Below are 13,733 nucleotides of genomic sequence, written 5' to 3'. Positions count from 1 at the left end.
ATTATTACTTTCTTTTGCTTTTCCCAAATATTATTCCAACCTTTGTTGCGCCCTAAATATTATTAACGACTCTTTTGGTTTTAATGTTATTCACAAAGCTGAATACTACAATAAGAAAATCATGGGCCTATTATTACTAAAAGAGTTATGTAAGGAGATCCTATTATGAAACAACATAAATTTGGTGATATAGACTTATCCGACCCCTTTTTTGATTCGCTTAAAGAAGATTATCCTGAATTCACTGAATGGTACACCAAAAAGACTAAAAGTGATACCAAAGCTTTTGTCCAAAAAGATCAAGATGGAAAACTTCAAGGCTTCCTATATATGAAGCATGAAACAGAGGAATTAAATGATATAAATCCTCCAATGCCTGCTGCGAGTAGATTAAAAGTAGGAACATTCAAGATAGATGCACATAATACAAAGTTAGGCGAGCATTTCATAAAAAAGATTGTTGCAGCAGCTCTATATATGGGAGTTACCGAAATATATGTGACTATCTTCGAAAAGCATCAAGGATTAATCAAAATTTTACGAAGATATGGTTTTACTGAATATGGAACAAAAGGAGAAGGGGATACTCCCGAGCTTGTTTTTATTAAATCTATGACAGATTTTACAGGAGATATGTTATTAGACTACCCCTTTATTCACACAAAGGATACACAAAAATTCATATTAGCTGTGAAGCCTGAATTTCATACTCCCCTATTCCCTGACTCTATATTAAATACCGAAGAAAGAAATAAAGAGTTTCTTGTTAGGGATGTTGCACATACAAATAGTATCCACAAAATATATTTATCCAGTATGAATGGACTGGATAAACTTAAAAAAGGAGATATATTAGTAATATACCGCACATCTGATGGCGCAGGTCCAGCAAAATACAGGAGTGTAGCTTCTTCAATATGCGTTGTTGAAGAAGTAAGAAAGGCAAAAGACTTCGCTACTCTTGAGGAATTTCTTCAATATGCTAACTTATATAGTATCTTTGACGAAGATAAGTTAAAGGAGTGGTATACTACATATAATATGGTTGTTATTAAAATGACTTATAATGCTGCATTTGATAGAAGAATTACCAGAAATGAACTGATTGAGCAAGTCGGATTAAGTGCTGACTATTGGGGGTTCTTCCAATTAACAGATGAGCAGTTTAACAATATAATATCAAGAGGTAAAATAAATGAAAGTATTATTATCGATTAAGCCCGAGTTTGTTCGCGAAATATTTGCAGGTAACAAAAAATTTGAATATAGAAAAACTATATTTACAAAGAATGTAGATAAAGTTGTAGTATATTCCACAAAGCCAGAAGGAATGATTGTGGGAGAGTTTACTGTTGAAAAAATCATAGAGCAAGAACCGAAAGAATTATGGGAACAAACCCAAAATGACTCTGGTATTACAAAAAAATTCTTCGATCAATATTTTGAAGGACGCAAAAAAGGATATGCATTGAAGATTTCATCTCCTAAGCTCTATGAAAACCCAATTAATCCTTTTGATTTATTTTCCTCTTTTGTAGCTCCGCAATCATTCAAATATTTAACAGCAGAAGATTTTGAGCCTACATTAAGTATATAATACTTTTAATAGAGTAAGATAAAAACTTCATCAATAGCTTTGCTATTACTTTGATAAGTTAGAAGGCTTCCACAAGTAGGAAGCCTTTTTTATATCCTACATTACACAATAAAAAGCGTAATAAATACAGTGACGCTATACCAGTCATATAGTGTCACTATATTCATAAGATAGAGTAAGTATACCAATAGCATAGTGACACCATTTTTAAAGCTTATTTTCAGACTAAAAACTCCACATTTATTTTGTCTATTCAAAAAGAATCACCATCTTTGCAGTGTCTTCCATTTGGTTCAGGCGAGTAGGCTCGCCATAATTGCTGCGGGCATTTTTTATGTCCATAGTATAAGATATAGTTCCGTCCCGTGTGGAGCGTTAATGCGCCCACTGCCTGAATCAGGTGGAAGACAACGGGGAGCGGAACTTTTTTTATTCCCTCTCTTTTAATTAATTAGCATATTGTTTCATTTTAAATTGTCTTCCAAAATGAAAAAGAAAAACCAAAGCGCCAGCGGACGCTACATATCCGTAGAAAAGCTTCAGAAAGCTCTCTCCAACATCTGCCTAGAAGTAGCAGAAGGTAATGAACAACTCCGAGTGAACAAATCACACAGGGGCATTGTAATCCATACCAATGGTGGCATAATCAATATTACATTCAATGAGAAAGGAGGTAAACCATGATAAAATACATAGAAAAGATCATACCATCTCAATGTCACGTTATTAATGATAAAACAGGTTACATCCACTTAGAAGGCGAAGCAATGATTCTCAAACCAGATGGCAGTTATGCCGGAACCGTAACCACGACTATCGGATCTATCAGAGAGAATCATATTGATACCGTTATTGAGATGCTTAGCAACTACAAAAAGAAGATAGCATCGTCCCAAAGAAGGCAAACTATTGGCAAAATAATCACGTTCGATTTTAGGAATAAGATCAAAAGTCGCTCATGAACTGTCGTCATCGTCGGGCTAAATGAGGTCGCATATAAGCCATATTGAACTTAGTATCTGTATATTAATATTTAGCCAATTCAAAGTCTAAAAGGATGAAAAATAACATGCAGCAACAAATCTTCAAAAACTAACCAATATTCTATTATCAGAATAAACATTAGTTCCATCAATAAAAAGCACAGGTAGCCATATACCTGTGCTTTTTATTATCTCAGTCAATTCTCATAGAAAAAAAGACAAAGAGCTGATAACCAATAAAAGGGGAGGAAAAAGAGGGAATATTTTCTCTTTTTTCTCCCAGCCGACCACGCACCGCCCTGAGAAAAAGTTTAGATCTAAAGTTTTTTTTCACCCCTTATATGCTGGGCTTCGTTGCTTGTAAACAAATTTCATCTTATCGTTTTTGGGCCTCTGCCATGTCCTTTACGACCTACTGCATACCCGATACCTTTGCTGAAAAACAAGACATGGACCCTATCCTTAAACAACAATTACTCGCATTCATACTTGGTGGTAGCTTCCTATCAACCATCACAGGATTCGTCACCCTCAAATACACTAAAAAGCAGGCAGAAGCTAAAGCCCTAAGCTCTGTACAGGACGTATATCAGGAACTCATAGCAGACCTGCGAGCTGATAAGGAAGCAATGAAAAAAGATAAAGTGGAAAGCGAAACGAGATGGACAATCCGCATTGAAAAGCTGGAAAGCAATCAGCAATCGCAGGATAAAAAGATAGCGGATAACGAAAAAGAAATAGCTGATCTCAAACGATTCAAATGTATAAACCTATCGTGTAACAATCGAAAACAATGAAACACTATGCACACATTCTTATTTGTACTGCCAGCCTTGCATGCGCTTGTTCTTTTTGTGGTTGCCGTGCTACTTATCAAAACGATAGTAGCACTCAAGAGCAAACCCGTCTTTCTATCTCAGACTCAGCTCTACGCATCAGAACTGAAGATGCCTGCTCCCGATTCAAACTTAATCAAGAAGAAGCGGGCAAAGGCTGGAAAGTCAAAGTTAACTTCGACACATCCAAGCCGGCAGATCCGGAGACCGGCTTATCCCCGATATCGAATATCGAGATTGAAGGGAACGAAAAGACAGTCAAGACCTTGCTACAGGAAGATGACACTATACACGTATCTGAGAGTCAAGAAACGAAGAATGATCTCACGCTTCAGCAAAGCAAACAGTCAGCCTCCCACAAAGATGCCGGCAGTTCTGTAGCTGCCGGAATAGACAACGGGATCCAGTATGGCCTGATCATCGGAATCCCTATTATTCTTATCATCTTAACATTAATCATCCATGCAAGATTCAAGCAAAAGGATCCATCAAAGTAAAATATGGAAGCTGATGGAACGATATGCGGATGGAAAGCCTATAGAGTTTTCCATCCAGTTCTGCAAGAAGAGTACCGGGGAACTAATCACTTATGAACGTGCTGTACTCACTTCATTTCATAGCAGCGGTAGTACAATCAATGTACTGCAAGCCGGTGAAGCCACACCACGCAAGATCCGACGCTGCCTTATCACCCAGTTTAATCATCTCAAAGTATATTTTTAATATGGAATCAAAGCAACAACCTAACCTAGTTATGAAAGGGTACGAAACCTATGCAGTCCTGAAAGGAGGTGAGAAAGTTATCCAATTCAGCGATAACAGCGACATTGTGACTGACAAGGAGGCATCAGCCGTTGAAGTCGTCCCTAAGGGAAAAAAGGATCCGATCAAGTTCATTCCACGCGGAAGGAATAACGACATGATGTACGACATTATGCGTAAAATCGGCACCAATGTCACCATTGGCAGTAATGTTGAATTTAAGAATAAAGTCGTGTTTGGGGACAGCATCCTCGTCTACAGGAAGAAACGCGACGGAAAAACCCGCAAAATCATCAAAGAGGAAGTGCTTCCGGAAGAAGAACCCGAAATCTTTGAGTTCCTTGAGAACAATAACTTCAACTTCATCCGTGTCGAACTCGCTAATGATCTTGTCATCTTCTACGATGCTTATTTAGAGTACATACTCAGCAATGATCCGAAATCGCCCAAACTCGTACAGATCAAAGCAAAAGAGGCAACCTGCTCACGTATTAGCGAGATTGACGAGAAGACCGGTAAAAGTGAATGGCATGGATATTCAGCGGAATGGAAGAAAGGTACCCCTGAAGATCTTGTCGCCACTCCCCTGCTCGATCGCCAGACTCCTTTGTTGGATCTTAAGAAGAGGATGGGACTTGCTCCTGATGATGAAGGAAACCTCGTCATCGGAAAAGATCGCAGATTCATTCACAATCTGCGTATTTCGACGCCAGGACGCTTTTATTATAGTCGCCCGTACTGGTGGAGCGTATTTGCTTCAGGATGGTATGACTTCTCCTGTGCTATTCCCATCTTCAAGAAATCTCTGATTAAAAATCAGATGGCTCTCAGGTATATCGTATATATCAAGGATACATTTTGGGAGAAGCTATTTGCAGACGAAAAGGTCGTCAAAGATGATGAAAAAACTGCCCGCAGGCAAAAGTTTCTTGATGACATGAACGATTTCCTTGCCGGCGAGGAAAATGCCGGAAAAGGCTTTGTTTCACATTTCAGGTATGACAGAGTAAAAGGCTTCGAGGATAAAGATATCATCATTACTCCTCTTGAATCGTTCTTCAAAGGTGGCGAATATATTGAGGATAGCGAGGAAGTAAGCAACATGATGTGTTATGGAATGGGAGTACATCCTTCCATCATCGGATCCGCACCCGGTAAAGGCAAAAGCATTAATGGAACTGAAGCACGCGAACTGTTCACCATCGAGCAAGCCCTCATGAAGATGTATCAGGACGCAACCCTTGAACCTCTGTACTTTGCCAAGGCAGTCAATCAATGGCCTTCGGACATCTATTTCTCTGTAACCAACTGCCAGCTCACCACCCTTGATCAGGGAACGGGAGCTACAAAAAACACAGGTCTAACTCCAGAAACTGAAGAAAAATGAACGCATTAATTCCCGATATTGAGACCTTAAAGAAGGTAGTCAAGATCAATTCGTCATTGCCTTATGAATCTATTGAACCGTATATTGAGGATGCTCTTGATATCTATGTTAAACCCTATGTAGGGCAATCCGTCATTAAACAAGCTCTGACAGACCAAGGATCTGAGATATATAGCAAATTATTGCGTGCGCTTGGCCCGCTGACCTTAATGCTTGCGACGAATGAACTCGGAGTCATGTTCGGGGATACCGGTATCACGGTCAGTAATGTACAAGGACAACGTTCTCCGGCCAGTGATTCAAAAATAGCGGCGGCAAAGGAGAACCTGTGCTTCCGGGGAATGCAAGCTCTTGACCGGCTTATAACCTACCTGGAAGAAAATAAGGAAGATTTTCCGGAGTACGTAACAGAACATATTTCCCCTTTCTGCTTTATCCGGAATGCACACGATTTTCAGGATCTTGGCATGGTAGACATCGGTTACTCCACCCTGTCTTATCGTATCATGTACCCCACAATCCGCCAGCTTCAGGAACGAAATATCCGTGAAATGATACCGGACAATGTATATGCGGATTTAAAGGAAGCATACTCTAAAGATACGCTGACGCCCAAGCAGCAGATTCTTGTTGATCATATCATTCGTTTCCTGGCAAATAAGACGGCAGAGCTCTATACCTCACAAAAGACAACCGAGCAACGTGTCGCCAGCAAAGCAATAGAATATTCACCTGCCATCCGCCCGATTTATCAGGATCCGGACGCAAACGGTAATTTCTTTGCTAGTCAGGCAACCTACTATGCCGGGAAAATACACACTTATCTGGTCGAAAATGCAGAAGAACTAGGCATTGAAACAAGATCCCAGGCTATTGACTTTAACTCCAAGAAAAAGAAGCTATTCACTTCAATATCATAATACTATGCATACGATACAAATCAATGACGATACATACACACTTCCTGGAAGCTGGGACGAACTCACCCCGAAGCAGCTCCTATACCTGGTTAAACTCACTAAATCGAATATACCGGTAGAACAAGTTAAGATCTACATGATGCTCTATTGCCTGAAAGCTCACGTATGCCGGCACAAGAAAATTTTCAAAGAATATGTCCGTATCAAAATTGGGCAGGAAAGTGAAACAGTCCGCTTCCGGATCCGCAGCCGTCGGTACCTCCTTCATCCCGAAGAAATCAGTCTGCTCTCTGATCTATTTCACTTCCTGATGCGTGAGGAAGAAAACCGTATCACTTCACAGAGGATATATCTCATTAATCCGGAACTGACAGTCAATCCTTACCCGACACTCCGCTTCCAGTGCCGGAAATTCATCGGGCCGGAAGATCAGCTGTTCGATATCACCTTTGAGCAATTCATGTATATGCAAACCTATTTGGATGCGATGCAGCTGGATCCTCAAAAGATCAACCATCTCCTAGCCTGCCTATGGCATCGTGGGAACGAATTTGATATCAATCGTCTGGACAAGGATGCAGCTATTCTGAAACGTCTTCCCGACGACAGGAAGATGATCATGTACTGGTACATTCTTGGAAGCCTCTCCTGCATGAGCGCAGCCTATCCACGAATATTTTCAGGAGAAGGAAAAAATAACGGGCGTATATTCGATGCCCAGCTGCGACTACTTGATTCCCTGGCACAGTCTGACATGACCAAGAAGCCGGAGATTCGGAAAGGTTTGTTGCTCGATGCGCTGTACTCGATGGATGAATCCATCAGGCGCAAGGAAGAAACAGAAGAGAACTTGAGGAATAGATAGAAAAGTTTGTTACTAGCAAACTTTTTATTCGATTTTGTTTGTTACTAACAAACTTTTATCTATCTTTGTAGAGTCATAAGAAACGCGGGTGACGTCCGCATAAGTTCTTTTATATTATGGAACAATTGTTCAAGGCTATCCAAGCGATAGCAGAAGCGAATCCCGATGGATTCACGGTTGACCTCACAACCTTAAAAAAGGTCACAAAAGGCATTTCAGTTGCCTATCTCGAAACCCAAGACAGTTTTGGAGAAGAAGGACTGAAAAGAGTTCTTAACCACGCTTTAATGCACGAAAAGAAAGTCGGTGGATGGTTCAACGAAGAAAACGGAATGTTCTACTTCGATTCCATCCGGATTTTCACTAATCTCGAAGAAGCCAAGCAATTCGGACGTGAAAATGGGCAGATCGCTATTTTCGACATTGGGCAAATGAGACTCATCAAATTGTGATCCGGAGGGGCGAAAGCCCCTCCATTACAAAGTATATTGCATTATTAAATACCCGATTATCAAAACGTAAATTGATGAATTATGAAGAATCTTGAATTACTACCTCTCCCTGCCGAGAGTAAAAAGCGGATCGACGAGTTCGCAAGGCAGTATCAGCGCATGGGGCACATCTCTATTGAGGTTGTATCCTATAATGAAGGTCGCTTAATTGTTCGCGCTGAACAAAAAGACCTAGTAAATGACAAGTTCCTCTCCAAAAAGGAACTGACTGAACGTATCCGTGACATGTTTAAGGGAGAGATCCCGGACGACTGGAAGCTCACTGTGTCAGCTGTGAACTTCGATCGCAAAGATATCGACGGAATCACCATTGACTGGATCAAAAGACGGATGGAACGCTTAGGATTAAAAAGCAAACATCTAAGCAACTATACAGGCATTGACAAATGCACTGTATCCTCACTCCTGTCCGGAGACAAAGAACTAACGAAATGGCACAAGGTAGCACTGTATTACTTCTTTAAATATTACGAAGTAGCCAACTTCTAACTTTCATTTGTAAGCGGAGCAAAAAACTCCGCTTACTTTTTGCCGAATCTGAAAAAGATTGTACTTTAGCACCTGCCCAATATCGTTATTAAAACATGAATCCCTTACCATAGTGTAATCAGACAGCTGATTCCGGCTAATAACACCGGTGGGCGCACTATAGTGAGGGATTCGCCATATTACTATGATATATACCAACTTCAATGTAGATTTGTCTTCAGAAGACAGTTCAAGTGATCCTTACTATGGTAGTGGAAGTAGTTCAGATGAATCCGCACCATTACCGGATATTACGAGTGACACTCCGATAGAAACCAATGGTTTGGATACAAGCGACTTAGTCAATAAATAGCAAATGCTATTAAAAAAGAAACGACAGCCATAAAAGAGCCGAATATCAGAAATGCAAGAGAGCGTTTAGTATGTTTGACTCTTTTTTTATTCATTTCTTCCTGCTTCGTTATTTTCTTTTGAAGTTCAACTAATTCATCGCTGACAACCTGCTTCTTTTGATCAGTATCTTTATCTTTCCCTTTAAAATAAGCTATATATTGCGGTATAGTGAATTTATCAGGTTCTTTCCCAGGCGCGAAAACAGTATGTGGCTTGATGACGTGATAAATGTAACCGATGGAAATAAGTGTAAAAACAACAATAGACAAACATCCGGAAGTCAAAGCAGCATCATCATTTACACTCAAATGCGTGAGAATATATCCTATTGCAGCTGTTAAAATGCCAAAATAGATAGCAAACAAAGTATATCCTCTTTCAGTTATAAGAGATTCTACACGGACAAGATCATTATGGCGAACCATAGCCTGTTCATAATACCATTCTATAAGCGATAAATCGATTACTTTTAATTGTTCTGCAGTGAGTCTTTCCATGATCTATATATTTTTTGAGCTAAAATACATTTTTCTTTTGGAGCAACAAAGAAACTTTTGTACTTTAGCCGTCGCCAAATAATTATATAAAAATATGAATCCCTTTTCATTGTGTAATCCGTAAAATCGGATTAAGGTCCTTATATAACCTTTTGGCGCGCGATGATAAGGGATTCGCCCGTTCAATATGGAACTTAAAGATTTTATCAAATCGACAATTACTCAAATAAAAGAATCGGTAGAAGAGCTGAATGAAGAGTTTGAAGAAGGAAAAGCCGTTGTCAATCCTTTATATGCAAAATCTCCCAATCGTAGTATGATTGGTCAAATCGGTGCCAACGTTACAGATATAGATTTTGATCTAAGTCTATCTGTCACGGAGACAGATGGCAAAGAAGGTAAAATAGGCATCATGTCAAGTATCATAGGGATGGGAGCTTCTTCTAAAAGTGATAATCAGAATATATCCACCAATCGGATACAGTTCACCATTCCCGTAATGCTTCCTCACAAGAGGCCTTATAATTGACTTTATCTGTGGCCATATACTCATAATAGCGCAATGCATATAGATACATGCCTTGGAGTCTCCTATTGTCTCTAAGGCATATTTCAGGCAGCGTTCGCGTGATTTCCGCTCCCTTTTACTTTTGAAGTATCTAAGAATACAGTTCATGGTACAATATTTTGAGCTAAAATACAACATTATTTTAGTACATTCAATTTTATTCCTCTTATCTTTGCACTTGTAACAAATTAAAAACACGTACTATGAACTGTAAACTTGAAAAATTAGAAATCCCGGCTGACCAACCTTTTTGGAATTGTAAATTGGATCGGGAGAAATATGCAGAAATACTTAAAACAATCATCACTACATATCAAAAAGGTTTCGTCTTGGCTATAAATGGTAGATGGGGAACAGGTAAAACTACATTTGTAGAAATGTGGAAAGCATATCTAGAATTAGATAATTTCCACACATTGTATTTTAATGCTTGGGAAAATGATTTCATCTCAGATCCACTCATTGGATTGCTTGGTGAACTTAAAAAAATGAGCAAACAACAAAAATCAAAAGATTTACTATCATCAATTATAAAGGCAGGAGGAAAAATTGTATTATACGGAGGACCAGCAATGGTCAAAGGAGTAATAAAGCACTATACTGGTGAAGATGTAACTAATGTTGTTGCAGACTTTGCGAAAGAGGGTTCTTCGATGTTAAAAAAAGCAATAGAGAACTACGAGAGTCAAAAATATAGCCTAAAGGAATTTCGTGAACTACTTGAAAAGTTTGTTGATGAAATCAGTGAAAAGAAACCATTGATATTCATTATAGATGAACTTGATCGATGTAATCCATATTATGCAGTAAAAGTCCTAGAAAGGATTAAGCATCTTTTCAACATACCTAATATCGTATTTGTCTTATCCATAGATAAAGAACAATTAAGTAATTCTATACGTGGATATTATGGAAGTGATTTAATAAAAGCCGATGAATATTTGAAAAGATTTATAGATATAGAATATACCTTACCCGACCCCGATGTGGATGTTTTTTGCAAATATTTATTTGATTATTACGATTTTAGACCTATTTTTTCTCATACACAAAACGAAACGTATTATCAAGATTCAAGTGCTATTGGTGATTTATTAATAACAGCTGCAACCATTTTCAAATATAAGAGATTAACCCTAAGACAAATTGAAAAGATTTTCACCAATCTCCGCTTATCCATAAATATGTTTAGTGACATACATAATATACATGCTGATTTATTATGCTTACTAACCTATCTCCGGATCTGTGAATCCGATTGCTATGAAAAGATTGCCCACAAAGAATATACAATACAGGAACTTATAAATCAAATTGAAATAATTTTCCCCCAACAAATATTCGACCTTAACACTATAGACCACATAACAAATGGGTCTTTTTATTTTACAACAGCACTACTATTAAGTGGTTATGCAAATAATTTAAGAAAAAAAGATGAAGAGCCTCTATTATCCAAGGATAATGAAAATACAAGACTCGTTTTCAAAGTTAATTTTATCAATGAGGAGAAATTAGTCGAAGTTATAAAATGGGCTGAATCAAAACAAATGACTCCTCCCTTAGAAGCCATGATCGCTAAGATTAATCTATTAGAAAATCTTCAAGTTTAAAGGTCATTCTCAAAACTAAAAGTTTATTTATCGGAGCTGGAGTTAGTTTTGCAACAGACCTCTGCCTTGAATTTGTAGCTCCCGACTACAAACTTAAAGCCGTAAAATCACTTAGGACATTCCTAAACGGACCGGAAGAAGATTAGCATATACCTTTTAATATAAATAAGCAGAGCAAAAAACTCTACTTTTGTTTGTAGATTCCCAAAAAGAATGTACTTTAGCAACTGCCAAAACAAACTAACTCGCGAATTCCTTATGTCGTGCACCCGTAAAATCGGGTGGCTGGGTGGTTCCAGTTGGCACACGACATAAGGAATTCGTTTTTATATATTTATGGAACCATTAGAAACCCATTTTAAAGGTATTATATTAAGTAACCTGTATCGTGATCCTCGCAAAAAACGCATCCAACATGACATCATGGATGAACTACAAACTAAATTATTTCCTGAGCAACTTATTAGCTACCGGAAACAATTAGTCATGGAAGGATTAATCACTGAAGAAGAACCGGACGAAGTACATTCATTAGTTGAAATCACCCCGAAAGGATATGAAGCCATCCAAACTTTTGGAAGTTATCAAGCATATATTGCAAACCAACAAAAAGCTATAAAGTTACAGCGCGAAAGTGAAATCATGAAATCCAGATATTTAAGGCTAAAGACGATCAGCATTGTAATAACAACACTATTAAGTATCTTATCTTTTATAACAGGAATCCTACTATCAGACCTAGTAAAAGGAATAATAAAATAAAGATTACTTTATAATAAAGAGACACGCGAAACTTATAATAGTCATACGAAAGATCTAATAGTTTACGCTTAAGATTATTTATTTCTTGCTCCTGATCCATATCTAACTCTATTTTTGAGCTAAAATACAACATTATTTTAGTACATTCAATTTTATTACCCTTATCTTTGTCCCCTGTAACAAATTAAAACCACACAAATGAAAAAACTTTTTTTATTATCAATGATGCTTTTGTCATTAGCAGCCTGTAAGAAATCTTCGACCGAAATTGCAAGTCTGAAAGACCAAGTATCTTCATTACAACATCAAAATGAACTTTTATCTTCCGAAAATGCAAATCTTAAAAAACAATTGAAGATACTTAAGTCGCCGAAAAACAATAGCGATATACAACAGATAGGAAGATGGTTAGATAATCGTCCTGGAAGTGATAAGCATATTATAACTATATTTAAAAACCTAAAAACCAAAAAGTATTTCATCAAAGATTCATTCGGGGATGGTTCTTCTGATATAGAAGAAGCTCGCCTATTAAACCATAAAGGGCTCAAAAGATATGAAGCTATTAATAACGAACATAATGAATATTGTATAGTGGAAAAAAATGGGGATTTGTCCATGTGGAGTCAAAATGGGAAATTTGCTACATTCTCCAATTACTAATCTTTAATATTAAAACCAATATTATACAATCATGGGAAATCTTATCTTTATTTACGCACTAGTGAACCTCATTTCACTGATTCCAGTAGCTCATGCAGCTGATAAACGAGTAGTAAGCACTGGATGGGCATCCTTAGTTGCTTTAATCTTTAGTCCTCTAATTGGCTTCTTATTTATTTTATGCCACCCAACAAAGACAGAAAAGGAATATCAAGATAGAATGATAAGGATGATGAATGACCTACCGGACAACATCAAGAAAAAACTAAACCCGGAGGAATGATTATTTTTTGAATTTCTTTTTGCACTCTCAAATATAATCCTCATATTTGCAGAGTCAAAACCCATCGTGAGGTATCACGAACGAAGAGCAACGGATAATGCTCAATATGAAATTGGGCTATTTTTATGCCCATAAGTTTGCTATTGGCACTATGCTATTAGTAAACTCACATACAAAATAGTCGAAGTTTATTTATAAACAAATACGGCTGCCTTTCCTATTACTTTAGTCTCAGTCTCTTCGGAGTGAACTACGGTGGGTTTTTGACGAAACGGGAAAGTGCAGCCGTTCTTGTACTTCCGCTAGTCGAGCGGATTCTCGACTAAAACGTCAAAAACCCATCGTATGAAACACAAAAAACAAAGCGACAACGGACGCTACATATCCGTAGAGAAGCTTCAAAGAGCTCTTTCCAATATCTGCTTAGAAGTAGCAGAAGGCAATGAACAACTCCGAGTGAACAAATCACACAGAGGTATTGTAATCTACGCCAATGGAGGTACAGTTAATATCACTTTTAACGGAAAAGGAGATCAGCCATGATAAAATACATAGAAAAAATCATACCATCTCAATGTCGTGTTATTAATAATGAGACAGGCT

At 37.9% G+C, this 13,733-nt stretch carries 19 protein-coding genes; 18 read left to right on the top strand and 1 reads right to left on the bottom strand.

What is annotated here, in order from left to right; genetic code table 11:
• The first annotated feature begins 165 nt into the window (after nt 1–165).
• The 12 genes from DW640_RS13345 to DW640_RS23575 all read left to right on the top strand — a co-directional run bounded on the left by DW640_RS13345 (nt 166) and on the right by DW640_RS23575 (nt 8,703).
• Entirely contained in the window at nt 166–1,218 is a 1,053-nt protein-coding gene (locus DW640_RS13345) for an N-acetyltransferase (protein WP_117578416.1), read from the top strand.
• Nucleotides 1,196–1,597 carry an ASCH domain-containing protein gene (locus DW640_RS13340; protein WP_117578414.1) on the top strand — a complete coding sequence of 134 codons (402 nt, stop codon included), beginning with the start codon at nt 1,196–1,198 and terminating at the stop codon, nt 1,595–1,597. The genes DW640_RS13345 and DW640_RS13340 overlap by 23 nt, the downstream gene beginning before the upstream one ends.
• 486 nt (nt 1,598–2,083) lie before the next feature.
• Nucleotides 2,084–2,281, top strand: coding sequence for a hypothetical protein (locus DW640_RS13335; protein ID WP_117578412.1), 198 nt, complete (start codon nt 2,084–2,086; stop codon nt 2,279–2,281).
• Nucleotides 2,282–3,029: 748 nt separating this feature from the next.
• Nucleotides 3,030–3,377 (top strand): hypothetical protein, encoded by a 348-nt coding sequence (locus DW640_RS13325; protein WP_147326385.1) that lies wholly within the window; start codon nt 3,030–3,032, stop codon nt 3,375–3,377.
• Nucleotides 3,374–3,913, top strand: coding sequence for a hypothetical protein (locus DW640_RS13320; RefSeq protein ID WP_117578406.1), 540 nt, complete (start codon nt 3,374–3,376; stop codon nt 3,911–3,913). The genes DW640_RS13325 and DW640_RS13320 overlap by 4 nt, the downstream gene beginning before the upstream one ends.
• A gap of 13 nt (nt 3,914–3,926) precedes the next feature.
• On the top strand, nt 3,927–4,139 hold the full coding sequence (locus DW640_RS13315; RefSeq protein WP_117578404.1) for a hypothetical protein: 213 nt from the start codon (nt 3,927–3,929) through the stop codon (nt 4,137–4,139).
• Between the two features lie 31 nt (nt 4,140–4,170).
• On the top strand, nt 4,171–5,565 hold the full coding sequence (locus tag DW640_RS13310) for a hypothetical protein (protein WP_225700475.1): 1,395 nt from the start codon (nt 4,171–4,173) through the stop codon (nt 5,563–5,565).
• Nucleotides 5,562–6,485, top strand: a complete 924-nt coding sequence (locus DW640_RS13305; protein ID WP_117578400.1) for a DUF6712 family protein — start codon at nt 5,562–5,564, stop codon at nt 6,483–6,485. Before DW640_RS13310 ends, DW640_RS13305 begins: the two co-directional genes overlap by 4 nt.
• 4 nt (nt 6,486–6,489) lie before the next feature.
• Nucleotides 6,490–7,350: a hypothetical protein gene (locus DW640_RS13300; RefSeq protein ID WP_117578398.1), complete on the top strand. Its 861-nt coding sequence runs from the start codon at nt 6,490–6,492 to the stop codon at nt 7,348–7,350.
• Nucleotides 7,351–7,466: 116 nt separating this feature from the next.
• Nucleotides 7,467–7,802 (top strand): hypothetical protein, encoded by a 336-nt coding sequence (locus DW640_RS13295; RefSeq protein ID WP_117578396.1) that lies wholly within the window; start codon nt 7,467–7,469, stop codon nt 7,800–7,802.
• Between the two features lie 81 nt (nt 7,803–7,883).
• A complete protein-coding gene (locus DW640_RS13290) occupies nt 7,884–8,351 on the top strand; it encodes a hypothetical protein (RefSeq protein WP_117578394.1) in 468 nt (155 codons plus the stop codon).
• A gap of 184 nt (nt 8,352–8,535) precedes the next feature.
• The gene (locus tag DW640_RS23575) at nt 8,536–8,703 is read left to right on the top strand and encodes a hypothetical protein (RefSeq protein ID WP_158562597.1); all 168 of its coding nucleotides are present in this window, start codon (nt 8,536–8,538) and stop codon (nt 8,701–8,703) included.
• On the opposite strand, the gene DW640_RS13285 is transcribed toward DW640_RS23575, so the two are convergent.
• Nucleotides 8,693–9,241 (bottom strand): hypothetical protein, encoded by a 549-nt coding sequence (locus DW640_RS13285; RefSeq protein WP_117578392.1) that lies wholly within the window; start codon nt 9,239–9,241, stop codon nt 8,693–8,695. The genes DW640_RS23575 and DW640_RS13285 overlap by 11 nt on opposite strands.
• Nucleotides 9,242–9,428: 187 nt before the next feature.
• Here DW640_RS13285 and DW640_RS13280 point away from each other — a divergent pair, with 187 nt between their 5' ends.
• The 6 genes from DW640_RS13280 to DW640_RS13255 all read left to right on the top strand — a co-directional run bounded on the left by DW640_RS13280 (nt 9,429) and on the right by DW640_RS13255 (nt 13,673).
• Nucleotides 9,429–9,770: a hypothetical protein gene (locus tag DW640_RS13280; protein ID WP_117578390.1), complete on the top strand. Its 342-nt coding sequence runs from the start codon at nt 9,429–9,431 to the stop codon at nt 9,768–9,770.
• 242 nt (nt 9,771–10,012) lie between these two features.
• The gene (locus DW640_RS13275) at nt 10,013–11,422 is read left to right on the top strand and encodes a P-loop NTPase fold protein (RefSeq protein ID WP_117578388.1); all 1,410 of its coding nucleotides are present in this window, start codon (nt 10,013–10,015) and stop codon (nt 11,420–11,422) included.
• 336 nt (nt 11,423–11,758) lie between these two features.
• On the top strand, nt 11,759–12,184 hold the full coding sequence (locus DW640_RS13270) for a hypothetical protein (RefSeq protein WP_147326384.1): 426 nt from the start codon (nt 11,759–11,761) through the stop codon (nt 12,182–12,184).
• A gap of 198 nt (nt 12,185–12,382) precedes the next feature.
• Complete coding sequence (locus DW640_RS13265) at nt 12,383–12,847, top strand: DNA recombination protein RmuC (protein WP_147326383.1); 465 nt, start codon at nt 12,383–12,385, stop codon at nt 12,845–12,847.
• Between the two features lie 31 nt (nt 12,848–12,878).
• A complete protein-coding gene (locus DW640_RS13260; protein ID WP_117578382.1) occupies nt 12,879–13,130 on the top strand; it encodes a hypothetical protein in 252 nt (83 codons plus the stop codon).
• A gap of 345 nt (nt 13,131–13,475) precedes the next feature.
• Nucleotides 13,476–13,673, top strand: a complete 198-nt coding sequence (locus tag DW640_RS13255; RefSeq protein ID WP_117578380.1) for a hypothetical protein — start codon at nt 13,476–13,478, stop codon at nt 13,671–13,673.
• Nucleotides 13,674–13,733: the final 60 nt, after the last annotated feature.

The organism is Bacteroides sp. AM23-12, from assembly GCF_003434395.1.
GTDB classification, from domain to species: Bacteria; Bacteroidota; Bacteroidia; order Bacteroidales; family Bacteroidaceae; genus Bacteroides; species Bacteroides thetaiotaomicron.
Note: the sequence above shows the minus strand (reverse complement) of the source record. Positions and strands in the feature narration are given on the sequence as shown.